This window comes from Janthinobacterium sp. J1-1 (genome assembly GCF_030944405.1).
Taxonomy (GTDB): Bacteria; Pseudomonadota; Gammaproteobacteria; order Burkholderiales; family Burkholderiaceae_D; genus Janthinobacterium.
Genome location: NZ_CP132339.1, coordinates 1,724,502 through 1,745,710, shown reverse-complemented (window position 1 = coordinate 1,745,710; position 21,209 = coordinate 1,724,502). Strand labels below are relative to the sequence as shown.

Here is a 21,209-nt window from a genome sequence, read left to right as displayed (position 1 = left end):
CTCAGTGTCCCTTGAATTGCGGTGCGCGTTTTTCCATAAAGGCGGTCACGCCCTCGCGGTAGTCGTCGGTGTTACCGAGTTCGCTCATCATGCGCGCTTCCAGCGCCAGCTGCTGCGGCAGGGTATTGGCACCACTGAGAGCCAGCGCCTGCTTGGTGAACGCCAGGCCCTTGGTCGGCGCGGTGGAGAAATGCACGGCCAGTTTGCGCGTTTCCGCAGCCAGCTCGGCGTCGTCCACGCATTTCCAGATCAGGCCCCAGTCCTCCGCTTTTTCGGCCGTCAGTTTTTCACCGAGCATGGCCAGGCCCATGGCGCGCGCCGAACCGATCAGGCGTGGCAGGAAGAAGGTGCCGCCCGTGTCCGGGATCAGGCCCAGCTTGCAGAACACTTCGACAAAGCTGGCCGATTTGCCGGCGATAACGATATCGCAGGCCAGCGCCAGGTTGGCGCCCGCGCCGGCGGCCACGCCATTGACGGCGCAGAGTACCGGCATCGGCAAGGCCTTCAGGGCCAGCACAAGCGGCGCATAGTTTTTTTCCACCGACTCGCCCAGGTCCACGCCTTTCGAACCCGGTTCGACGGCGCGGTCGGACAGGTCCTGGCCGGCGCAGAAACCACGGCCGGCACCGGTCAGCACGAAGACGCGCACGGAATTGTCGGCGTTTGTTTTGGCAATCGCGTCGCGCACTTCCTCGTGCATGGCCTGCGTAAAGCTGTTCAGCTTGTCGGGACGGTTCAGGGTGAGCGTGGCGATGCCCTGCTCGATGGTGAAGAGGATGTTCTGGTAGGTCATGGCGTCTCGCTATTTTATTTATTGGCCCGCAACGGAAATCTGGGATCTGACCGTGGCTTTACTCTGCCTGGTCGAAATCGACAATCACCTTGTCGGTGACAGGAAAACTCTGGCAGCTGAGCACAAAGCCGCGTGCCACTTCGTAGTCTTCCAGCGCGTAGTTGACGTCCATCTCGACCTTGCCGTCGAGGACCTTGCAGCGGCAGGTGGAGCACACGCCGCCCTTGCAGGAATAGCGCATGTCGATACCCTGGCGCAGGCCGGCGTCGAGGATGGATTCCTTGTCCTTGTCCATCGTGAAGGTGGTGTGGTTGCCGTCCAGGATGACGGTCACTTCCGTCTCCTGCACCGCGCCGGCGGCCAGCTGGGCGCGTGGCTTGTGGGCGTTTTTCGGGATGCTGGCGGCGAACAGTTCGATCTTGATGTTTTGCTTGGGCATGCCGGCCGCCTGCAGGGCGGCGGATACGCCCAGCATCATGTCTTCCGGGCCGCAGATAAAGGCGTTGTCGTAGTCTTCCACCTTGATCCAGTGCTGCAGGAACTGTTCACATTTTTCCTGCGTGATGCGGCCGTTGAACAGTTCGATGTCCTGCTGTTCGCGGCTCATCACGTAGACCAGGTTCAGGCGCTCCAGATACACGTCCTTCAGGTCCGTCAGTTCTTCCTTGAAGATCACGGACGAGGAGGCGCGGTTACCGTAGAACAGCGTAAAACGGCTCAATGGTTCCGTCAGCAGGGTGGTCTTGATGATGGAGAGTATCGGCGTGATGCCGCTGCCCGAGGCGAACGCCAGGTAGTGCTTGCGGTTGACGCAGTCGAGCGGCACATTGAAGTGGCCCATCGGCGGCATGACTTCAATCGTCGCACCGGCTTTCAGCGTGTCGTTGGCCCAGGTGGAAAACGCGCCGCCGGGGGTGCGCTTGATCGCCACGCGCAAGGTGCCGTCCTGCACCGCCGAACAGATGGAGTACGAACGGCGCACGTCTTCCGCATTGATATTGGCGCGCAAGGTCAGGTGCTGGCCCTGCTGAAAGCGGAACTGCTGCTGCAACTCGGCAGGCACGTCGAAGGTGACGGCGATGGTGTCGCGCGTTTCATTGCGCACGTGGGACACCGACAGCGGATAAAATTTACTCATGCTTCATCTCCAGTTTCTACGCACTGCATGCTTTTTTAGTGGCACTTGAAGTAATCAAACGGTTCGCGGCAATCGATGCATTTGTACAGCGCCTTGCAGGGCGTGGAGCCGAACTGGCTGGTCAGCTGCGTATGGCTGGAACCGCAGTTCGGGCAGATCACATCCAGTTTTGGCGCCGCCACGCGTTTCACGCCCGATCTTGCCCCACCCTTCAGCCCACTGATATCGATCACCTGCTGCTGCGGCGGGGCGATGCCATAGCCTTTCAGCTTGGCCTTGCCCTCGTCGCTCATCCAGTCGGTGGTCCAGGCCGGCGACAATTGGTTCACCAGCGTGACGTTTTCCACGCCATGCTCGCGCAAGGCATCCGTCACCGCATCGGCGATCACCTGCATCGCCGGGCAACCGGAATAGGTCGGGGTGATCGTCACCACGCAGGCGTCATTGCCTGTCACTTCGACGGCGCGCACGATACCCAGGTCCACCACCGAAATGACGGGGATTTCCGGGTCCGGCACGTCGCCGAGCCAGGCCCAGACCTGCGCCGCATCGAGCGTGCCGGTGGCGGTATTCATTACCACTCCGCTCCGGGATAGGCGCGCTGCAGGAACTGCATCTCGGCCAGGATAAAACCCAGGTGTTCCGTATGCGTGCCCTGCTTGCCGCCCTTTTGCATCCAGGCGTCCGGCGCCGGCATGGTCAATGTGGCTTCGGCAAAGATCTCGGCCACGTGTTCCAGAAAGGCGGCGCGCAGCAGGTCGGCAGGCGGCGCGATGCCGGCCGCCACCATGGCGCTGTCGACCGCGTCATACTGGAACATCTCGCCCGTATACATCCACAGCGCGTCGGCCGCGGCCTGGGTTTTCTGGTGGCTTTCCGCCGTGCCGTCGCCCAGGCGCACGATCAGGTCACCGCTGCGGCGCAGGTGGTACGTCACTTCCTTGATCGACTTCTGCGCCACTTCGACGATGCGCGGGTCGCTCGCTTTCGTCAGCTCCAGCAGCTGGAAGTAGTGCCAGGTGTCGAAGAAGAACTGGCGCATCATGGTGTCGGCGTAGTTGCCGTTCGGCTGTTCGACCAGCAGGCAGTTGCGGAAGTCGTGGGCGTCGCGCATGAAGGCGATATCGTCCTCGTCGCGGCCCGCGTTTTCCAGTTCGGCCGCATAGCTGAACCACAAGCGCGTCTGGCCCAGCAGGTCCAGCGCGACGTTGGTCAGCGCCATGTCTTCTTCCAGCGCCGGACCCTTGCCGCACAGCTGCGACAGCTGCTGGCTGAGGATCAGGGCGTTGTCGCCCAGGCGCAGTAAATAAGTGACCTTGTCATCCATTGCGATCACTCCCATCACAGGTTCTTGACTTCTTCCGGCATCGGGAAGAAGGTGGGATGGCGATACACCTTGCTGTTCGACGGTTCGAACAGGGCGCCCTTGTCGCCGGGGCTGCTGGCAACGATATCGGCGGCGCGCACCACCCAGATGCTGACGCCTTCATTGCGGCGCGTGTACACGTCGCGCGCATGGTTGACCGCCATGGTGGCGTCGGAGGCGTGCAGGCTGCCCACATGCTTGTGCGCCAGGCCGTGCTGGCTGCGGATGAAAACTTCCCACAAAGGCCATTCTTTGCTCATGATGCTATCCCCTTACTGTTTTTATGTCGGTTCTCAGGCTGCCGCTTTGACTGCGGTCTGCTTGTCGGCGTAGGCCACCAGTGCATCGCGGAACCATGCGCCATCTTCATACGCTTTGACGCGCGTCTGCAGGCGTTCGCGGTTGCACGGGCCATTGCCCTTCAATACATTGTTGAACTCGGACCAGTCGATCTCGCCGAATTCATAGTGGCCGGTCTCGACGTTGAATTTCAGGTCGGGATCGGGCACGGTCAGGCCCAGGTATTCGATCTGCGGCACGGTCTGGTCGACCATGCGCTGGCGCAATTCGTCGTTCGAGAACAGCTTGATGCGCCATTGCGCCGATTGCGCGCTGTTGACGGACGCCGCGTCGGACGGGCCGAACATCATCAGCGACGGCCACCACCAGCGGTTCAGGGCATCCTGCGCCATGGCTTTCTGTGCTGGCGTGCCCTTGCACAGCGACATCATGATGTCGTAGCCCTGGCGCGCATGGAACGATTCTTCCTTGCAGACGCGGATCATGGCACGCGCATACGGCCCATACGAGCAGCGGCACAGCGGAATCTGGTTGATGATGGCCGAGCCGTCGACCAGCCAGCCGATGGCGCCCATGTCGGCCCACGACAGGGTCGGGTAGTTGAAGATGCTGGAATACTTGGCTTTGCCCGAGTGCAGGGCGGCCAGCAATTCGTCGCGCGACACGCCCAGCGTTTCGGCCGCGCTGTACAGGTACAGGCCGTGGCCCGCTTCGTCCTGGATCTTGGCCAACAGGATGGACTTGCGTTTCAGGGTCGGCGCGCGCGTCACCCAATTGCCTTCTGGCAATTGACCGACGATTTCCGAGTGGGCGTGCTGCGAAATCTGGCGGATCAGGGTCTTGCGGTAAGCGTCCGGCATCCAGTCCTTGGCCTCGATCTTGATGCCTTCGTCGATGCGTGCCTGGAAAGCCTGCTCTTCCGCGCCCATGTCGTCGATGGAACGAACGTTCTTGAGGCCGGTTTCAACCATTTGTGCGTACATGATCTGTCTCCCAATGGGTGGCTTGCGCTACTGCGCAAAGCGATAAACGGATAATACGATACATAAATCGATTTGCATACACTTGATTTGAATCATTTGAAAATTCCGTATCTTATGTTTCTTTTACGGAGGTATCATATGGAAAATAGTGCATGCAGCAGCGCAGAGCGAAGTAAACTGCTGCCTTTATAGAAATGTCCTCTTACGGCCAGACCAGGAACACATGAACAACACCGCTTGCACCGCATGGATAGCCGATTTCCTCGCCACTGACCCGCCCCGTTCGAAGTCGCTGGTGATGACGATCTTTGGCGACGCCATCGTGCCGCGCGGCGGGTCGATCTGGCTGGGCAGCCTGATCGAGCTGTTGGCGCCGTTCGGCGTCAACGACCGCCTGCTGCGCACCAGCGTGTTCCGCCTGGCGCAGGAAGGCTGGCTCAGTTCGCAACGGGATGGCCGCCGCAGCGCCTATGCGATCCGGCCGGAAGCGCTGGCCCGTTTCGAGCGCGCCTACCGCCGCATCTACGCGCCGCTGGTCAAGCACTGGGATGGCAGCTGGACCCTGGTGATCGGCGCGGCCGGCAATATCAATGCCAGCGAGCGGGGGGCGCTGCGCAAGGAGCTGCTGTGGGCCGGTTATGGCCTGGTCGCGCCCGGCATCTTCGGCCACCCGGCCAGCAATGGCGATGCGCTGGAAGACATCCTGGTGCGCAACGAAGTACAGGGCAAGCTGTATGTCTGCCACAGTACGGAGTTGCCGGGTGTCAGCACGCGGCCCCTGCGCGAAATGGTGGCCGAATGCTGGGACTTGTCGGAAGTGATGGCCGGCTACGAAAAATTCATCGCCAGCTTCCAGCCGCTGCTGGCCCTGCTTCAGGAGCAGCCGGCCATCGCGCCCGAGCAGGCTTTCGTGATCCGCTCGCTACTGACGCACGCCTATCGCCGGGTGCAGCTGCACGACCCGCAATTGCCGGTCGAACTGCTGCCCGAACCGTGGCCCGGCACGCAAGCCTATGCGCTGGCGCGCGCACTGTACCGGCGCACCTATGCGGCGGCGGAACAGCATATCCTGGCCACCCTGCGGCGCGAGGACGAACAGGCGGCCGATGTGAAGCCGTGGTTTTATGAGCGTTTCGGTGGCCTTGATACCTGAACCTAACGACGAAAATGCCGGGGGCCGGACGGGGACGCCGAGTCCCTCAGGGTCCGACCCCGGAATGTGCTGTTGGGGTTGTTCAACCTACTGCTTCGCCACCACCTGCTTCGCCCCCGCCAACAGATCCTGCCCCAGCTTGTCGAGCGCATTGACCTGCAACTGCATGGTGTCGAGGATGGCGTGGTTGAAAGCCAGTTCGGCCGGCGTGGTATAGCCGGGAAAGCGCAGGATGCGCAGCAGTTCCTGCAGGGTGGTGCCCTTGCCCAGGTGCGCCAGCGCATCGCTCAGGGCGCTGGCTTTCTTTTCCAGTTCGCGGATATGTTTGCCGTTGTCGTCCATGATGATCTCCCGGTGATGGAGCTATCACGTTAGCAAAGCAAGCCACACCGGGTTTGCGCCGGCACAAAGGCCCGGGCAAAACGGGTATCATCGCGCCATTGCACACGATGCAAACCCTAACTTGTTTTTACCAGGAACATTCATGACCATTAAAATCAGCCAGCAGTTCGACGCCGGCGCGATCGAGGTGCTGCGCGCCGACGATGCCCATTCGATCGAACTGAACATCCGCAAGGATTCCCACGCCGACATCACGCAATGGTTTTACTTCCGCCTGCAGGGCGCGCAAGGCGAGGCGTGCACGATCCGCTTCATGAACGCGGGAAAATCCGCCTATCCGGACGGCTGGAAAGACTACCAGGCCGTGGCCAGCTACGACCGCGAAACCTGGTTCCGCGTGCCGACCAGCTTTGACGGCGCCGTGATGACCATCGAACATACGCCGGAAGAAGAAAGCGTGTATTACGCCTATTTCGAGCCGTATCCATGGGACCGCCACCTGGCGCTGATCGACAGCGCGCAAGCGTCGCCACTGGTGCGTTTGATCGACCTGGGCAGCACGGTGGAAGGGCGCGACATGAACCTGCTGGTGGTCGGTGACGCCGATGCCGAGAAAAAAGTCTGGGTCATCGCGCGCCAGCATCCCGGTGAAACGATGGCCGAATGGTTTGTCGAAGGCATGCTCGAAGCGCTGCTGGACCAGGCCAACCCGTTTGCCCGCCAGTGCCTGCAGGACGCCGTGTTCTACGTGGTGCCGAACATGAATCCGGACGGTTCCGTGCACGGCAACCTGCGCACCAACGCGGCCGGCGCCAACCTGAACCGCGAATGGATGACGCCGACCATGGAACGCAGCCCGGAAGTGTTCCTGGTAAAACAGAAAATGCATGAAATCGGCTGCGACCTGTTCCTCGACGTGCATGGCGACGAAGGCCTGCCCTACGTGTTCGTGGCCGGCAGCGATGCGCTGGAAAATTTCACGTCAGCACAGAAGGCCGAGCAGGAGCGCTTTATCGCCGATTTCAAGGTGGCCAGTCCCGACTTCCAGGACGAGCACGGCTACGAAGACGGCCCGTTCACGCCCGAAGTGCTGACCATGGGTTCGCCCCATATCACGCACGCCTTTGGTTGCCTGTCGCTGACCCTGGAATTGCCGTTCAAGGACAATGCCAACGACCCCGACCAGCAAACCGGCTGGAGCGGTGCCCGCAGCGCCGCCCTGGGTGCGGCAGTACTGCAACCGATCCTCTCCAGCCTGCGCGCGTAAGCAAGCGCTACCCTTTGGCCACCTGGCGCAAGGCTGTCACCAGCTTGTCCAGGTGTGACTCGGGCGTAAAGATGGCTGGCGTGACGCGCAGGCACGCGCCGGACGCCAGGCCGTCGCGCGGCACGGCAAAGATGCCGTGCTGCTGCACCAGTTTTTTCGACAAGGCAAAATTGTCGGCCACGCTGGTTTTTCCCTTGATGCGAAATGACGCAATCGCGCTGCTCAGGCGCGGATCAGGCGAGGCCAGCACTTCGATGCCGGCGATGCCGCGCGCCGCTTCCACCCAGCGGTTGCGCAGCAGCCGCAGCCGCGCCTGCTTGTTGGCCACGCCTATCCGCGCGTGCAAGTCCAGCGCCGCCGGCAAGCTCAGGTAGGCCGCGAAATTGACCGTGCCCGTGTGCACGCGCGAGCGGATATCGTCGCCCATCTTTTCGCCCAGCCAGGGATCGATATCGGCCACCCTGCCCCGTTTGATGTAGGCGGCGCCCACGCCCACCGGCGCGCCTATCCACTTGTGCAGGTTGATGCCGACAAAGTCCGCCTGCAGGTCGGGGATCGTCATGTCCAGCTGGCCGAAGCCGTGCGCCGTATCGACGATCACATCGATGCCCCGTTCGCGCGCCATGCGGCTGATCTCGGCCACCGGCAAGACCATGCCGTTGCGGTGGTTCACATGCGTGAGCAGCATCAGTTTGAGCTTCGGGTGGCGCGCCATCGCCTGCGCATACGCATCGATGACATTGTCGTGCGTAAATGGTTCCGGCATGGCGATCGCCACCACCTCGGCGCCGCGCCGCTGCTGCAGCCAGCGCGTGACGGTGATCATATTGTCGTAGTCGATATCGGCATGCAGCACCGTGTCGCCCGGTTGCAGGCGGTTATAGCCGGCGATCAGGACCTGCAGCGCTTCCGTGGCGCCGCGCGTCAGCACGATCTCATCGACCGCCACGCCCAGCGCCCTGGCCGCCGCCGCGCGGGCCGCCTCGAAGTCGGCCGGAAAGCGCATGCGCGCATACCAGGCGTTGTCGCGGTTGACCATGGCCAGTTGCTGCTCGTAATGGGCCAGCACCGGCCTGGCCATCGAACCCCAGAAAGCGTTATCGAGCTGCAGCACCGCATCGGTGCTGTCGTACTGGGCGGCCACCGCCTGCCAGTAGGCCTGGTTGCCGGCCAGGCTGTCCGGCGTGGCGCCAGCCGGCACCGGCGGCAGGGGCGGCGGCAAGGCCGCGGACGCTGCCGAGGCCGCATCCACCGCCAGCGGCAGCGCCGCCGCCAGGGAACCGGCGCGCAGCAGCGCCCGGCGTTGTGGATTCATCTTCACCATCGCCCCTTAAAATTTCACTTTGTATTCGACATACAGGTTGCGGCCATCCGTATCATACGGCGCATTGCGCGAATAAATCAGGCCACGGCTGGCCTGGAAGGTCGCTTCGTCGGGATATTTATCGAGCACATTATCGATGCCGGCGCGGATCGATTGCGTGTCCGTGATCTTGTAGCTGGCCGCCAGGTCGAGAAACTGCATGGCGCCAAAGCGCTGGAAGATATCGCCCGTGGTATTGCCGGTGTTGTCGGTCCAGGCGCCGTAGTAGCGCACGCGGGCCAGCGTACTCCAGTTGCCCAGCTCATAGTTGCCGCTGATGGTGGCTTTCTGGCGCGGCAAACGTTCTTCGAAGACCTGGCGCTGCGCCGGATTGGTGACCAGGCTGGAATTGCCGCCGTCGACCTTGGTGGTGTTGTAGTTGTAGGCCAGGGTCAGGTTCAGCTTGCCATTGCCGATACGGCTCAGGTGGTTGCCGACGATATCGATGCCGCGCGTGGTGGTGTCGAAGTCGTTGGTGAAATAGCTGACCGAGGTGTAGCGCAGCGGATTGGCCACGCCAGCCGGCACGGCAAACGACGCGGACGTGCTGAAGCGGTCGCTGACCTTGATGTCATACACGTCGACCGAACCGGAGAATCCCGCCGGCGTCTTCCAGGTAAACCCCAGCGACAGGTTTTTCGATTTTTCCGGTTTCAAGGGCTGGGCGCCCAGCAGCACCGCCAGCGGGTCGTTGTTGGCCAGGCGGCCGCTGGTAAACAGCAGCAGGGTCTTGGTGTCGAGGCCCTGGTTGGTGCTGTTGGTATTCGACTGGCCCGGCGTCGGCGCGCGGAAACCGGTCGAGTACGAACCGCGCAAGGCCAGGCTGTCGCTCAGGGCATAGCGGGCCGACAGCTTGCCGTTGACGGTGCTGCCGAACTCGGAGAAATGTTCGTAGCGGGCCGCGCCGCCCAGGCTCAGCGCCTTGCTCACTGGCACCTCCACGTCGAGGTAGGCCGCATAGCTGTCCTGGCCCCAGCTGCCCGCCTGACGGTCGCTGAAACCGGGTGCGCCGTTGGCGTTGGCGTCCAGGCCCATGGCGGCGCCCGGCCCCACCGTCCAGGACGCCGTGTCGCCGGCCTTGACGCCATAGGTTTCATTGCGCGCTTCCGCGCCAAAGGCGATATTCACCGGTTGCGGCAACGCCGCGACCGGCAACTCATAGTTGAAGTTGGCGTTGAGGATTTTTTCCGTCTGCGACAAGCGACCCAGATAAAAGGCCGTCGGGCTGGCCGGCCCCATCGAGGCATTGATGGAATTGGCCAGTTCGTAGTCGATGCGGTTGCGGCCATATGACGCGCTGACATCCCAGCCGAGTTGCTCGCTGATACGCCCGCGCAGGCCGGCCACGAACTGCATGTCGTCCTGCTCGTTCGAGTAGCTGGGGCTGAAACCGAGCGGGTACACGCTGCGCAAGTCCCAGCCGGGGAACAGGGTGCTGGTTTTATAGGCGCCGGTGCTGGTGTCGGGATTGCGCCAGTTGAAGTCCGACGTGCCGTCGCTGTGGCTGTACAGGCCAAAACCGTAGAGTTCGATACTGTCGGACAGGGCCATGCTGGCATTGAAACCCAGCCGCTGGCTCTTGAGTTCAGGCTGGCCCCAGCGCTGCACCGGATTCGGCACCTTCAGTTCCGGATGCGCTTGCTGGAAAGCGATGGCGTCGGCCCGCTGGCGCGTGCGCGAGGTGGGATCGGACTTGGCCAGCGCGCCGAAAATGCTGGCCTTGCCCGTCTCGCCAAACGCAAAACCCGTCTTCAGGTTGAGTTCGTTGGCCTTGCCGTCGCCTTCGGCATATTGCGAATGGTGCACGGACAGTTCGGTACCGACCGTATCGTCGAGAATGATATTGATCACGCCGGCAATCGCGTCCGAGCCGTACTGGGCCGAGGCGCCGTCGCGCAGTACTTCGATGCGCTTGATGGCGGACACGGGAATCTGCGCCAGGTCCGGCGCCTGGGCACCACGCGCGCCGAGCAGCGCGCTGCGGTGGAAACGCTTGCCATTGACCAGCACCAGGGTCTGGTCCGGCGACAGGCCGCGCAGGGTGGCCGGCCGCACGAAGACTTGCCCGTCAGCCATCGGCAAGCGCTGCACCACATACGAGGGCACCAGTTGCGCCAGCACGTCGTTCAGGTCCGACGATTCGACCGCGCCGATATCTTCGCGGTTGAACACATCGACGGGTGCCATGGTGTCGAACTGGGTGCGGTTGCTGCCGCGCGTGCCGGTAACGATCACGGCTTGCGGTGCATCGAGCGAGTCGCTGGCAGAGGCTGGGCCAGCGGGCGCATCGCCATGGGCATGCGCCTGGCTGGCGAACGCGGCGCTCATGGCACACATCAGGGCCACGGCGCGGGCGATGCGGGTACGGGTAGATGTCATGGAAAGTATCACTATGCAGGTTGGCTGAGACAACGACGCGATGCTGCAGACTTTCATCTTGCATGAAATATCACGAAGTTCGGCTTACTTACATTAAAAGCATCTAACTCGCCATTAATGTGAAGCAGCGACATCATACGAAGCGAATATGTCCGCCGTATGACCTGCCCGCACGAAAAAAAAGGCGCCAGCGGCGCCTTGGAGTCGACGACGGCGCTGCCTCAGCCGCCCGCCACCACCATGCTCTCGATCAGGATGGACCCCGTCTCCTTGGTGCCCCGCCGCAGCACGTCGGCGCCGATGGCGACGATATGGCGCAGCATGTCCTTCATGTTGCCGGCAATCGTGATCTCCTCCACCGGGTACTGGATCACGCCGTTTTCGACCCAGAAGCCGGAGGCGCCGCGCGAATAGTCGCCCGTCACGTAATTCGTGCCCTGCCCCATCAGTTCCGTCACCAGCAGGCCCGTGCCGAGCTTTTTCAGCATGGCGACAAAATCGTCGCCGGGTGATGTCAGGCTGGAGCTCATGTACAGATTGTGCGAGCCGCCCGCGTTGCCGGTGGTCTGCATGCCCAGCTTGCGCGCCGTATAGGTCGACAGGAAATAACCTTGCACCACGCCATCCTTGACGACGTCGCGGCTGACGGTTCTCACGCCTTCCTCGTCGAACGGCGCCGAACCGACGCCGCCGATCACGTGCGGGTCTTCAAAGATCTGCACGTGATCGGGCAATACTTGCGTACCGAGGGAATCGTTGAGGAAAGTCGACTGGCGGTACAGCGCGCCGCCCGAGGTCGCTTGCACATAAGTACCCAGCAGGCCGGCCGCCAGCGGCGCCTCGAACAGCACCGGGCAGGTGCGCGTGCCGAGTTTGCGCGCGTTCAGGCGCGACAGCGCGCGCTCGGCGGCGTAGCGGCCGATGGCTTCGGGACTCGACATTTTGGCGGCATCGCGCACCGAGGAATACCAGTCGTCGCGCTGCATCTTGGCGCCCTTGCCGGCGATCGGCGCCACAGATAAAGTGTGGCGCGAGAACGGATAGCCGCCGATAAAGCCGCGCGAGTTGGCCGACACAAAGTGCGATTGCTGCACGTGCACGCTGGCGCCTTCGCTGTTGCTGATGCGCGCATCGACGGCAAACGCGGCCGCTTCGGCGCGCTGCGCCAGTACCACGGCTTCCTCGGTGGAAATCAACCACGGGTAAAACAGCTGCAGATCGCGCGGTGACAGCTCCAGCATGTCGGCATCGGCCAGGCCGGCGCAATCGTCCTCGGCCGTGAAGCGGGCGATATTGTAGGCCGCGTCCACCGTGGCGCGCAGGGCTGCCGGCGAGAAATCGGAAGTGCTGGCATTGCCGCGTTTCTTGCCGACAAACACGGTCACGCCCATGCCCTTGTCGCGGTTCTGCTCGATGGTTTCGATCTTGCCTTTTCGTACAGACACGGACAGGCCGCCACCTTCGCTGACTTCGACCGCCGCGTCGCTGCCTCCCGCCGCGCGCGCAAAAGACAACACATCACGGGCAAGTTGCTGCAGTTGCTCTTGAGTATGGGTAAATACGGACTCGTTCATGTGCTGTTTTCTTCGGAAAGGCCCTAAAAAGGTTATGATAGCAGTCGTTTACAGTTTACAGGTGCGGCCTACGCGGCCAATCCCGCCTTATCATGCCAAATCCAAACCGGGGAGCTTGCGGCTTCCAATCGTCCGAATTCGAACAGGAATATGAACGTCCTTCGAAGTCGGAACTCAAGCGCCAGATGACCGTCCTGCAAAAGCTGGGCGAAGAATTAGTCAATGAAGCACGCGACCGCGTCAAGCGCGTTCCGATGCCGGAAGACGTGCGCGACGCCATCCTCGAATGCCAGCTGATCAAGGATCACGAAGGCCGCCGCCGCCAGCTGCAATATGTCGGCAAGAAAATGCGCACCCTCGACGAGGACGAAGTCGCCGCCATCCAGCGCACCATCGACAGCTGGAAAGGCTTGTCGAAAGCCGACACGGCCGCCATGCACGCGATGGAACGCCGCCGCGACAAGCTGCTGACGGACGACAAGGCGCTGACCGTCTTGCTGTCGGAAAACCCGGAACTCGACGTGCAGCACCTGCGCACCCTGATCCGCAATGCCCGCAAGGAGCAGGCCGAGAACAAGCCGCCGAAAGCCTACCGCGAAATCTTCCAGATCCTGAAACAGATCGCCAAGAAGAACAATGGCGGCAAGGATGATGCGGATGAAGACGGCGTCGACGCCGAAGAAGACGAATAAGCCGGGCCTGTCCCCGGCACAGCACAAAAACCGGGATAATCCCGGTTTTCTTGTTTTTACGCTCTCCCCACTCTTTTACAGGTGATTGATGGCAACCACTCTTGAAGACGAATTGATTATCGGCCTCGTGTCGATCTCCGACCGCGCCAGCGGCGGCGTGTATGAAGACCAGGGCATTCCGGCACTGGAAAGCTGGCTGGCGGCCGCCCTGCGCACGCCGTTCCGGCTGGAAAAGCGGCTGATCCCCGACGAGCGCTCGCAGATAGAAAACACCCTGATCGACATGGCCGACCTCAACCATTGCCACTTGATTTTGACCACCGGCGGCACGGGCCCGGCGCGGCGCGACGTGACGCCCGATGCGACGCTCTCCGTGGGCACGAAGGAGATGCCGGGCTTTGGCGAACAGATGCGCCAGATCAGCCTGCAATTCGTGCCGACGGCGATCTTGTCGCGCCAGGTGGCCGTGATCCGCGAAACGCCCGAGCGCGCCTGCCTGATCATGAACTTGCCGGGCCAGCCGAAAGCCATCAAGGAAACATTGGAAGGACTGAAAGATGCCGACGGCAAGCAATTGGTCAACGGCATCTTTGCCGCCGTACCCTATTGCATCGACCTGATCGGCGGGCCGTATATGGAAACCGACCCGGCTATCTGCAAGGCCTTCCGTCCCAAATCGGCGCTGCGTCCGGCGCAACCATTACCAGAGGAAAACACATGAGCACTTTGCTGGAAACCATCGAACTCGACAGCGCACCCGACACCACCGTCTCGATTATCTGGATGCACGGCCTGGGCGCCGACGGCAATGACTTCGTGCCACTGGTCAAGGAACTCGACCTGCGCGGCTGCCCCGCCATCCGCTTTATCTTCCCGAACGCCGGCACCATGCCCGTCACCGTCAACAACGGCTATGTGATGCGTTCGTGGTACGACATCTTGACCAGCGATCTGGTGCGCCGCGAAGACGAAGGCGGCCTGCGCGCGTCGCAGGCACAGATCGAAGCGCTGATCGCGCGCGAAAAAGCGCGCGGCATTCCCGCCAGCCGCATCATCCTGGCCGGCTTCTCGCAAGGCTGCGCCATGACCCTGCAGACGGGCTTGCGCCACCCTGAACAACTGGCGGGCCTGATGTGCCTGTCCGGCTATCTGCCGCTGGCCGACAAGACGGCCGCCGAGCGCACGCCCGCCAGCCTGCAAACACCGATCTTCATGGCGCACGGCACGGCCGACCCGGTGGTGGCCATCGCCCGCGCCGAACAGTCGCGCGACTTGCTGACCGGCATGGGCTACCAGGTGGAATGGCATGCCTACCGCATGCAGCATTCGCTGTGCCAGGAAGAAATCGACGCCATCGGCGCCTGGCTGAAAAAAGTGCTGGCCTGATCAAAAAAGCGCGGCTTGCGCCGCGCCTGCATCACCATCTCATGACGACGGCGATTTATTTGTTGGCCGTCGTTTTTTCATTCCATATCTTCAACATGTCGGCCGAGGCTTCCGAGCGAATGCCATTGTCGGTCAGCACCGATTCGGTGGCCGCCAGCATCTCCTTGCGCGGCACCACCACCAGCTCGGCGTCGCGCTGCTGGAAGCGGAAGGTCAGCAAGTCATCGGTCTGGTCGCGCAGCAGCGCCACCAGGTGCGCCAGGCTGCGCACCGGTACGCCATTGACGGAATCGATAACCGAGAAGAAACGGGTGCTGTAGCCATTCATCAGTTTATGCGGGAAAAATGGCGCGGCGACCACCACCAGTTCCTCGCGCTCGGCGTCGGGCGCATCGCCGCGCCGCGTGACGAGGGGATTGCCGGCAAACGCCATGCCGCCCAACATCGTCGGATTGCCGTTTGGCGCGGCCATGAATTCCGTGGTGGCGCGTGAAAACACCATCGGGCCGAAGATGAAGTAGGACGGATAATCGCCCTGCAGGCTGGAGATCAGCATCGGGTGTTCGGCCGAAACGGGCAGGCTGATTTTCAGCGGCGCCCCCTGGCGCACCACCGTCAGCGGCAGCAGGCCGTCTTTCGCCAGTTGCTGCACACGGTACTGGAACCGCACGCGGCTGTTGGCGTTGAGCTTGACCATGCCCTGGTTATCGACGGGATAGCCGCCGATCTTCGTGATCACATCCCATTCCTTCAGCGGATAGCTTGCGTCCTTGCTGGCCGGCGCCATCACCACCGCGCCTTCGATCCCCTTGGCCAGTTTCAGATAGCTGCGCAGCGCGGGATTTTCCAGCGTCTGCGTGACGTCGCGCATGGCGGGCTTGCCTTTGGGCGCGCCGCCTGCCTGGTCGCGCAGGAACAGTTCGATCTCTTCGTTGGGAATAATGTAGCCGATATTTTGCGCATTAAGCGCGCCGGCAAACGCCAGGCCGATCATCTTGTCGCCGGCGATCACCGGGCCGCCACTGTTGCCCGGATTGATGGCGGCATCGATCTGGATGCGCAGGCCCGACACGGGATAGTTGTAACGCACAAATTCGATGCGCGACACGATGCCTTTGGTAATCGACAGCGAGCTACCGCCCACAGGATAGCCATAGGCCAGCACGGCGTCGCGCACGTCGGGCATGACGTTGGCGCGCGACACAGGTTTGTGGGTGTCGAAGAAACTGTCATCGTCGACCTTCAGCAAGGCCAGGTCCATGCCGCGCGAAATGGCCAGCACGGTGGCCGGAATCTTGTCGCCGGCGCCATTCGACTGGATCTGCACCTGGCTGGCATAGCCGACCACATGCGCATTGGTCAGGATGCGGTGGCCATCGATGACGACGCCCGAGCCCGTCACGGACTGCGGCGCGGCCTTGCTCCACGGCTTGTACGGATCGGGCCCGCGCAGGGTGGAAAACACCTTGACGACCGAGTTTTCCAGCGCCGACGCACTGGCGGCGGCGGTGTCGGCGGCCAGTGCCCGCACCGTTATCAACGGGCAAAAAGAAAGGGCCAGTACCAGCAAGGTACGGCCCATCAGGGTGAAGCACGAACGAGTTTTCATTGAGTGTATGAGCAATGGAAGGGAAGTAAAATTATATATTGAATAACGGCAATATAATTACACTTTATCCATGTTTCCCGAAGGAACACTCTAATCAGGACGGCAGCGGCGGCACCCCCAATGGCGGCACCGCCGTCTGCGCGCCGTTCATCACCATGGCCAACAACGTGTAGTAGCCATTGATGCCCATCAAATCCACCACGCCGTGCTCGCCGAACAGCGCCAGCGCACGCGCATAGGTGGCATCGCTGACGCGCTTGTTCTGCTGCAACTCGATGCAGAAGTCATGCACGGCCCGCTCGTCTTCCAGCAGGCTTTCCGGCGTGCGTCGCTCGGCAATCGCGGCGATCGCCGCCGGCGCAATGCCGTTCTGCGCCGCCAGCGGCGCGTGGATTGCCCACTCGACCTGCTGGTCCCACTGCCGCGCCGTCACCAGGATGGCCAGTTCGGACAGGCGCGTGCCGATGGCGCTGCGGTAGCGCAGGTATTCGCCCATGCGCTGCGCCGTTTCCATCAGTTCCGGGCTGCGGATCAGCGGCACGAAGGGGCCGTACAGCGCCCCGCGCGGACCGGCTATGATCGCTTGCGCGGCGGCGCGCTGCTGGCTGTCGAGCTGGTCCAGTGGCAGCGGCGGCAGACGGTCAAGCTCGAAGTCTGGCATCAGGCGGTCCAGGCAACCACGTCCTGCTGCTGCTCGCCCAGGCCGGCGATGCCCAGGCGCATGGTGTCGCCTTTTTTCAGGAAGCGCTGCGGCTTGCGGCCCTGGCCCACGCCCGGCGGCGTGCCGGTGGCGATCACGTCGCCCGGTTCCAGGGTCATGAATTGCGACAGATAGCTGACGATTTTCGCGACGGAAAAGATCATGGTTTGCGTGTTGCCGGTCTGCATGCGCTTGCCGTTCACTTCCAGGTACAGGTCCAGGTCCTGCTCGTCGATCACTTCGTCGCGCGTCACCAGCCATGGGCCGACGGGGCCGAAGGTGTCGCAGCCCTTGCCCTTGTCCCAGGTGCCGCCGCGTTCCAGTTGGTAGGAGCGCTCGGAAATATCGTTGACGACGCAGTAGCCGGCCACGTGTTTCAGCGCGTCCTCTTCGCTGACGTATTGCGCGCGCGTGCCGATGATGATGCCCAGCTCGACTTCCCAGTCGGTCTTTTTCGACCCCTTCGGCAACACCACGGTGTCGTCCGGGCCGTTCAGGCAGGTAATCGCCTTCATGAACACGATCGGTTCGGCCGGAATCGGCATGCCCGACTCGGCCGCATGGTCGGCGTAGTTCAGGCCGATGCCGATGAACTTGCCGACCTTGGCGACCGGCACGCCGAAGCGCGGATTGCCGCGCACCAGGGGCAGCGTTTTTTCGTCGAGCTTGGCCAGCTTGCGCAGCGCCTTGTCGGACAGTTGCGCGCCATCGAGATCGGCAATGATGCCGGACAGGTCGCGCAGTTTGCCTTCTTCATCGATCAGGCCCGGTTTTTCCTTGCCGGGACGACCATAACGAACGAGTTTCATATTCTTCCTTGGAGTTGATCATTGCCGCTGTGCAGGCCATCATTTTACCGGATGGCCCGGCACGCCTGTGGCGGCCGATGAAAAACAGCACAAGTCCCGGCAGCTGCAACAGCGCCAGCAAGCCGAACGCCGCCTGGTAAGCCTGCGGCGGATACTGGTGCGCGGCGTTGCCTGGCCAGCAGCCCAGCACCAGGCCAAAGCCGGCCTGCACCAGGAAGGCACCCGTGAAGATCAACAGGTTCAGGCAGGTGGCGGCGCGCCCCGTCATGCCAGGCGGCACGCTTTGCGCGACGATGGCGTATTCCAGTCCCGCCACCGTACCCAGCAAGGTAAACAGCACGGACAGCAAGGGCAAGCCGGGCCGGACATTCATCGCCATGGCGCACTGCACCAGCACGAACAGCAGCACGCCCCAGGCCGCCACCTGCATCGGCGTGACGCCGCGCCGGCCCGCCCATTCCGTCAGCATGCCCATGGCGATGGCGCCAAAGATGACGGCCGCCATGCCCAGGTACAGCAAATAGGCGACCGCGTCGTCCGTCATCCCGCCCACGTCGCTGAGCCAGCGTCCTATCCACAGGCCCTGCACGCCGAAGAACACGCTGTGCGGCAACAGCAGCAGGGCGATCGTGCGGCGAAACGCCGCGTCGCGGTAGACGTCCAGGATGCCGGCTTTCTGCTTGACCACCATCACGGCCGGCGGCGCCGGCGACAGCATGCGGATCAGCAGCCCCACCGCCAGCACGGCCAGCGCCAGGCCCAGGAACAGGCCGCGCCAATCCGTATGGTCGAGCGCCACTTTCACCGGCAAGGTGGCGCTGGCCGCGCCCAGCCCGCCGACGGCAATCAGGTAGCCGTGCACGGAGGGCAGGCGCGCCGGCGCCACCACGCCCGAAATGGCTTTCACGGCGGACATGAAACAGCCGCCCAGGCCGGCGCCCATTACGGCGCGCGCACACATCAGCTCGGCAAAGCCGTGACCACGGCTGAACAGCCACACCCCCAGCGCCGCCACGCTCATCAGCACCAGTTGCACCGTGCGCGGGCCATGGCGGTCCAGCGCCATGCCGACGGGCAATTGCACCAGCGCAAACGCCAGGAAAAAAGCGCTGGTCAGCAAACCCAGCTGCGTGGGGTTCAGGTGCACCGAGGACAGCAGTTCGGCCGTCAGCACGGCATTGACGCCACGCAGCAAACACGACAGATAATGGCCGAGCGCGAACGGCAGGAACACCAGGCAGAAGATGGCCAGGGGACTGCGGCCCGCGCCAGCATCGGCTGGCATGTCAGGCCGCCCGGGCCAGCGGGATCACCTTGTGCGGCATGTGCGGCACGGGTTCATCGAGTTCGAAGAAGAATTTCTCCTGGCCGAACGCCGGTTTCAGATGGTCGATCCAGGTGGCGTGCTCGTCGAACTTGGCATAGAAGGGCCGGCGTACCCAGTCAGGGTTGCGCGCTTGCAAGAACTGCAAGGCGAACAGTTTTTCGCCATGGATGGTGACCACGCCATCGATCACGATCTTGCCGGGAAACGCGCTCATCGACGGCCCGCGCACCGTGCGCGACAAACCCGACACCTGCTGGTAGGCGGCCTGGAAAATCTCGTGCGCGCGCGCCAGGGGCAGTTCGAAATAGCCGCGCGGGCCCGTGTCGCGCTCGACAAACATGTAGTACGGAATCGCCCCCAGCCGCGTGCCCGTCTGCCACAGTTCGGCCCAGCTGTTCGGGTCTTCATTGATATGGCGTATCAGGGGGCCCTGCATGCGCAGGGTGGCGCCCGTGCCGACGATGCGCTTGACGGCCTGCCGGGCGATCTCGGGACGCAGTTCGACGGCATGGTTGTAATGGCCCATGATGGCCAGGTTCTTGCCGGACCGGACGATGCGCTCGAACAGGCGCAGCAGGTCGTCCGCATCGCGGTCGGACACGAAACGCTGGGGCCAATACGCGACCGACTTGGTGCCGATGCGAATGTTCTGGATATGCTCGAGCGCCGGGTCCAGCAGCGGCTCCAGGTAGGCCGCCAGTTGCCGCGTATTCATGATCATCGGGTCGCCGCCCGTGAACAGCACGTCGGTCACTTCGCGATGCAGTTTCAGATAGGCCACCAGTTCATTCGACTCGCGTGCATCGAACTTCATGTCGTCCATGCCGACGAACTGCGGCCAGCGAAAACAGAAGGTGCAATACGCGTGGCAGGTCTGGCCGGCGCTGGGAAAGAACAGCACCGTCTGGCCGTACTTGTGCTGCAGGCCGCGCACCGGCACGCCGTCCATGGTCGGCACATTGTGCGTCAGCTGGCCGGCCGGATGCGGGTTCATGCCCAGGCGTATCGTGCGCACACAGGCGTCGATGGCGGACTGGTCCTGGCGTTCCAGCACCAGCTCGCGCAGGTGGGCGTACTGCTCGGGCGGCAGCATGTCGCTGTGCGGAAACACCAGCCGGTAGATGGGATCGTCGGGAATATTGTTCCAGTCGATCAACTGGTCAAGCACATATTCATTGGTGCGAAATGGCAATACTGTCGAGACCACCTGCACCGCCTCGCGCTGCTCGGGCGGCAGCCATTCCCATTGCCGCGCCTGGCGGATGGTCTGTCGCGTATAGGGTTTGAATTTGGCTGGCAGCAATTCCGTATTCGTCGTGGGCATGGTTACTCCGTCGGGATGGGGGTGGTTGGCGGGATGAAAAATCCATCATAGTTCTTGCTCAAATGCATGAAATTGCACTAAATCAACAACGCCGCCTTGACCCTGTTGCCGTCAATAAACCTGCATTCAGGCAAGAAAAAACTTGTGCTATCGCAATTTCACATGCGTTCAAAAAACGTAAATTAGGACCTGGCATTCCCCCATCACTGACCAAAGGACAGATCATGAAACGTGTATTGAGCGGCACCGCGCTGTGCCTCATGTTTGCTTGTGCCGGCCATGCCGTCGCCGCCGTGGAACCGACGGAAAAAGACGCCATCGCCATGGCGGAACGGGGCGCCGCCTTCATCAAGCAGCATGGTGAAAAAGAGATGATGAAAAGGCTCAGCGCCAAGGACCCCGAGTTCGTGCAGGGCTCGCTGTATGTCGATATGCGCGACATCAAGACCGGTATCGTGCTGGCACATCCGATCAATCCGTCCATCGTCGGCAAGGACCTGACGGACGTGCCCGATGCGAACGGCAAGAAATACCGCCGTGAAATCATCGAACTGGCGCAAAAACAGGGCAAGGGCTGGGTCGATTACCAGTACAAGAATCCCGTCAGCGGCAAGATCGAACCGAAGACCACCTACATCCTGCGCGTCAACGACGTGGTGCTGGAAGCGGGGATCTACAAGAAATAGACAACAGCGGGCCGGCGC

General features: G+C 62.5%; 21 protein-coding genes. 6 read left to right on the top strand and 15 right to left on the bottom strand.

Annotation, left to right across the window (positions count from 1 at the left end; all coding sequences use genetic code 11):
• Position 1: 1 nt before the first annotated feature.
• Genes paaG through paaA form a run of 6 tightly spaced genes read right to left on the bottom strand, consistent with a single transcriptional unit; the run spans position 2 to position 4,580 of the window.
• A complete protein-coding gene (gene paaG / locus Q8L25_RS07895; RefSeq protein WP_308924335.1) occupies positions 2-793 on the bottom strand; it encodes a 2-(1,2-epoxy-1,2-dihydrophenyl)acetyl-CoA isomerase PaaG in 792 nt (263 codons plus the stop codon).
• 58 nt (positions 794-851) lie between these two features.
• Positions 852-1,931 (bottom strand): 1,2-phenylacetyl-CoA epoxidase subunit PaaE, encoded by a 1,080-nt coding sequence (gene paaE / locus Q8L25_RS07890; RefSeq protein ID WP_308924334.1) that lies wholly within the window; start codon positions 1,929-1,931, stop codon positions 852-854.
• A gap of 35 nt (positions 1,932-1,966) precedes the next feature.
• Positions 1,967-2,506 carry a 1,2-phenylacetyl-CoA epoxidase subunit PaaD gene (gene paaD, locus Q8L25_RS07885; RefSeq protein WP_308924333.1) on the bottom strand — a complete coding sequence of 180 codons (540 nt, stop codon included), beginning with the start codon at positions 2,504-2,506 and terminating at the stop codon, positions 1,967-1,969.
• A complete protein-coding gene (paaC, locus tag Q8L25_RS07880; RefSeq protein WP_308925682.1) occupies positions 2,506-3,258 on the bottom strand; it encodes a 1,2-phenylacetyl-CoA epoxidase subunit PaaC in 753 nt (250 codons plus the stop codon). Before paaC ends, paaD begins: the two co-directional genes overlap by 1 nt.
• A 14-nt stretch (positions 3,259-3,272) precedes the next feature.
• The gene (gene paaB, locus Q8L25_RS07875; RefSeq protein WP_034746356.1) at positions 3,273-3,557 is read right to left on the bottom strand and encodes a 1,2-phenylacetyl-CoA epoxidase subunit PaaB; all 285 of its coding nucleotides are present in this window, start codon (positions 3,555-3,557) and stop codon (positions 3,273-3,275) included.
• Positions 3,558-3,590: 33 nt separating this feature from the next.
• Positions 3,591-4,580 carry a 1,2-phenylacetyl-CoA epoxidase subunit PaaA gene (gene paaA, locus Q8L25_RS07870; RefSeq protein ID WP_308924332.1) on the bottom strand — a complete coding sequence of 330 codons (990 nt, stop codon included), beginning with the start codon at positions 4,578-4,580 and terminating at the stop codon, positions 3,591-3,593.
• Between the two features lie 223 nt (positions 4,581-4,803).
• Between paaA and paaX the strand changes: the two genes are divergently transcribed.
• Positions 4,804-5,733: a phenylacetic acid degradation operon negative regulatory protein PaaX gene (gene paaX / locus Q8L25_RS07865; RefSeq protein ID WP_308924331.1), complete on the top strand. Its 930-nt coding sequence runs from the start codon at positions 4,804-4,806 to the stop codon at positions 5,731-5,733.
• Between the two features lie 87 nt (positions 5,734-5,820).
• Here paaX and Q8L25_RS07860 read toward each other — a convergent pair whose 3' ends face one another.
• Complete coding sequence (locus Q8L25_RS07860) at positions 5,821-6,075, bottom strand: hypothetical protein (protein WP_308924330.1); 255 nt, start codon at positions 6,073-6,075, stop codon at positions 5,821-5,823.
• Positions 6,076-6,217: 142 nt separating this feature from the next.
• On the opposite strand from Q8L25_RS07860, the gene Q8L25_RS07855 reads away from it, so the two are divergent.
• Positions 6,218-7,342, top strand: coding sequence for a M14-type cytosolic carboxypeptidase (locus tag Q8L25_RS07855; protein ID WP_308924329.1), 1,125 nt, complete (start codon positions 6,218-6,220; stop codon positions 7,340-7,342).
• A gap of 7 nt (positions 7,343-7,349) precedes the next feature.
• On the opposite strand, the gene Q8L25_RS07850 is transcribed toward Q8L25_RS07855, so the two are convergent.
• The 3 genes from Q8L25_RS07850 to pmbA form a co-directional block, all read right to left on the bottom strand.
• Complete coding sequence (locus tag Q8L25_RS07850; RefSeq protein ID WP_308924328.1) at positions 7,350-8,657, bottom strand: aminotransferase class V-fold PLP-dependent enzyme; 1,308 nt, start codon at positions 8,655-8,657, stop codon at positions 7,350-7,352.
• 15 nt (positions 8,658-8,672) lie between these two features.
• The gene (locus Q8L25_RS07845; protein ID WP_308924327.1) at positions 8,673-11,084 is read right to left on the bottom strand and encodes a TonB-dependent receptor; all 2,412 of its coding nucleotides are present in this window, start codon (positions 11,082-11,084) and stop codon (positions 8,673-8,675) included.
• Positions 11,085-11,305: 221 nt separating this feature from the next.
• Positions 11,306-12,658: a metalloprotease PmbA gene (pmbA, locus tag Q8L25_RS07840; RefSeq protein ID WP_308924326.1), complete on the bottom strand. Its 1,353-nt coding sequence runs from the start codon at positions 12,656-12,658 to the stop codon at positions 11,306-11,308.
• 92 nt (positions 12,659-12,750) lie between these two features.
• On the opposite strand from pmbA, the gene yjgA reads away from it, so the two are divergent.
• The 3 genes from yjgA (at position 12,751) to Q8L25_RS07825 (ending at position 14,736) form a co-directional block, all read left to right on the top strand.
• Positions 12,751-13,350 (top strand): ribosome biogenesis factor YjgA, encoded by a 600-nt coding sequence (gene yjgA / locus Q8L25_RS07835; RefSeq protein WP_308924325.1) that lies wholly within the window; start codon positions 12,751-12,753, stop codon positions 13,348-13,350.
• Positions 13,351-13,438: 88 nt separating this feature from the next.
• On the top strand, positions 13,439-14,071 hold the full coding sequence (gene mog / locus Q8L25_RS07830; RefSeq protein ID WP_308924324.1) for a molybdopterin adenylyltransferase: 633 nt from the start codon (positions 13,439-13,441) through the stop codon (positions 14,069-14,071).
• Positions 14,068-14,736 (top strand): alpha/beta hydrolase, encoded by a 669-nt coding sequence (locus Q8L25_RS07825; protein ID WP_308924323.1) that lies wholly within the window; start codon positions 14,068-14,070, stop codon positions 14,734-14,736. The genes mog and Q8L25_RS07825 overlap by 4 nt, the downstream gene beginning before the upstream one ends.
• Positions 14,737-14,791: 55 nt before the next feature.
• Here Q8L25_RS07825 and Q8L25_RS07820 read toward each other — a convergent pair whose 3' ends face one another.
• From Q8L25_RS07820 to Q8L25_RS07800, 5 genes are all read right to left on the bottom strand, one after another.
• The gene (locus Q8L25_RS07820; protein WP_308924322.1) at positions 14,792-16,345 is read right to left on the bottom strand and encodes a trypsin-like peptidase domain-containing protein; all 1,554 of its coding nucleotides are present in this window, start codon (positions 16,343-16,345) and stop codon (positions 14,792-14,794) included.
• 94 nt (positions 16,346-16,439) lie between these two features.
• Positions 16,440-17,006 (bottom strand): carboxymuconolactone decarboxylase family protein, encoded by a 567-nt coding sequence (locus tag Q8L25_RS07815; RefSeq protein WP_308924321.1) that lies wholly within the window; start codon positions 17,004-17,006, stop codon positions 16,440-16,442.
• Positions 17,006-17,854, bottom strand: coding sequence for a fumarylacetoacetate hydrolase family protein (locus tag Q8L25_RS07810; protein ID WP_308924320.1), 849 nt, complete (start codon positions 17,852-17,854; stop codon positions 17,006-17,008). The genes Q8L25_RS07815 and Q8L25_RS07810 overlap by 1 nt, the downstream gene beginning before the upstream one ends.
• Entirely contained in the window at positions 17,799-19,139 is a 1,341-nt protein-coding gene (locus Q8L25_RS07805) for an MFS transporter (protein WP_308924319.1), read from the bottom strand. Before Q8L25_RS07805 ends, Q8L25_RS07810 begins: the two co-directional genes overlap by 56 nt.
• 1 nt (position 19,140) lies before the next feature.
• Positions 19,141-20,505: a lysine 2,3-aminomutase gene (locus Q8L25_RS07800; protein ID WP_308924318.1), complete on the bottom strand. Its 1,365-nt coding sequence runs from the start codon at positions 20,503-20,505 to the stop codon at positions 19,141-19,143.
• A 224-nt stretch (positions 20,506-20,729) separates the two neighbouring features.
• Between Q8L25_RS07800 and Q8L25_RS07795 the strand changes: the two genes are divergently transcribed.
• On the top strand, positions 20,730-21,191 hold the full coding sequence (locus Q8L25_RS07795) for a cache domain-containing protein (RefSeq protein ID WP_308924317.1): 462 nt from the start codon (positions 20,730-20,732) through the stop codon (positions 21,189-21,191).
• Positions 21,192-21,209 lie beyond the last annotated feature (18 nt).

Coding starts and splice junctions, on each gene's coding strand:
- paaE (WP_308924334.1), bottom strand. CDS start 1,931: ATGAGTAAATTTTATCCGCTGTCGGTGTCCCACGTGCGCAATGAAACG.
- Q8L25_RS07800 (WP_308924318.1), bottom strand. CDS start 20,505: ATGCCCACGACGAATACGGAATTGCTGCCAGCCAAATTCAAACCCTAT.
- paaC (WP_308925682.1), bottom strand. CDS start 3,258: ATGGATGACAAGGTCACTTATTTACTGCGCCTGGGCGACAACGCCCTG.
- Q8L25_RS07805 (WP_308924319.1), bottom strand. CDS start 19,139: ATGCCAGCCGATGCTGGCGCGGGCCGCAGTCCCCTGGCCATCTTCTGC.
- pmbA (WP_308924326.1), bottom strand. CDS start 12,658: ATGAACGAGTCCGTATTTACCCATACTCAAGAGCAACTGCAGCAACTT.
- paaA (WP_308924332.1), bottom strand. CDS start 4,580: ATGTACGCACAAATGGTTGAAACCGGCCTCAAGAACGTTCGTTCCATC.
- Q8L25_RS07860 (WP_308924330.1), bottom strand. CDS start 6,075: ATGGACGACAACGGCAAACATATCCGCGAACTGGAAAAGAAAGCCAGC.
- Q8L25_RS07820 (WP_308924322.1), bottom strand. CDS start 16,345: ATGAAAACTCGTTCGTGCTTCACCCTGATGGGCCGTACCTTGCTGGTA.
- Q8L25_RS07825 (WP_308924323.1), top strand. CDS start 14,068: ATGAGCACTTTGCTGGAAACCATCGAACTCGACAGCGCACCCGACACC.
- Q8L25_RS07810 (WP_308924320.1), bottom strand. CDS start 17,854: ATGAAACTCGTTCGTTATGGTCGTCCCGGCAAGGAAAAACCGGGCCTG.
- Q8L25_RS07845 (WP_308924327.1), bottom strand. CDS start 11,084: ATGACATCTACCCGTACCCGCATCGCCCGCGCCGTGGCCCTGATGTGT.
- yjgA (WP_308924325.1), top strand. CDS start 12,751: ATGCCAAATCCAAACCGGGGAGCTTGCGGCTTCCAATCGTCCGAATTC.
- Q8L25_RS07815 (WP_308924321.1), bottom strand. CDS start 17,006: ATGCCAGACTTCGAGCTTGACCGTCTGCCGCCGCTGCCACTGGACCAG.
- paaX (WP_308924331.1), top strand. CDS start 4,804: ATGAACAACACCGCTTGCACCGCATGGATAGCCGATTTCCTCGCCACT.
- Q8L25_RS07850 (WP_308924328.1), bottom strand. CDS start 8,657: ATGAATCCACAACGCCGGGCGCTGCTGCGCGCCGGTTCCCTGGCGGCG.
- paaB (WP_034746356.1), bottom strand. CDS start 3,557: ATGAGCAAAGAATGGCCTTTGTGGGAAGTTTTCATCCGCAGCCAGCAC.
- paaG (WP_308924335.1), bottom strand. CDS start 793: ATGACCTACCAGAACATCCTCTTCACCATCGAGCAGGGCATCGCCACG.
- Q8L25_RS07795 (WP_308924317.1), top strand. CDS start 20,730: ATGAAACGTGTATTGAGCGGCACCGCGCTGTGCCTCATGTTTGCTTGT.
- paaD (WP_308924333.1), bottom strand. CDS start 2,506: ATGAATACCGCCACCGGCACGCTCGATGCGGCGCAGGTCTGGGCCTGG.
- mog (WP_308924324.1), top strand. CDS start 13,439: ATGGCAACCACTCTTGAAGACGAATTGATTATCGGCCTCGTGTCGATC.
- Q8L25_RS07855 (WP_308924329.1), top strand. CDS start 6,218: ATGACCATTAAAATCAGCCAGCAGTTCGACGCCGGCGCGATCGAGGTG.